Source organism: Larkinella sp. C7 (assembly GCF_006149005.1).
Taxonomy (GTDB): Bacteria; Bacteroidota; Bacteroidia; order Cytophagales; family Spirosomataceae; genus Larkinella.
In genome coordinates, this window is record NZ_VBSL01000177.1 from 1 (window position 1) to 422 (window position 422).

General features: G+C 42.9%; 1 protein-coding gene. It reads left to right on the forward strand.

Annotation, left to right across the window (positions count from 1 at the left end; genetic code table 11):
- A partial coding sequence (locus FH871_RS34985) for a hypothetical protein (protein WP_369008818.1) occupies positions 1-192 on the forward strand: 192 nt, incomplete at its 5' end.
- Between the last annotated feature and the right edge of the window lie 230 nt (positions 193-422).

The window sequence follows — 422 nt, forward strand, 5'->3', positions numbered from 1 at the left end:
TTTATCAGCCCAGCCGCGGATTTTCAAGCGGATGCTCCAGCAACCGGTAGCTACCTTCTAGGTGGTGAAGAATTCTTTCTTAATGATCAAGGAGAAAGTGTCATTTCTTACGCTGACTATGCTAGAGCCCTAGTAGATATTCTGGAATCGGACGACCATATTCAAGAACGCATCAGCTTGGTTCGCAAATAGCTGGGTAAACCGATTTAAATAGATTTAATCCAATAAAAAGAGCGGAGTCCCTAATTAAGACTTCGCTCTTTTATGCTAGCTAAAAAGGACTGGATTCCTTTTATTTTTCCTGGGTCTTAGCGTTTAGCCATAGTGACAAAGGTAAATTTATCGGGACGGTAACTGATGGTACCGTATTGGAAGAGCTGACCGTTGGATAGATAGGTCAGGCTGGTAACGACAGCTACCAT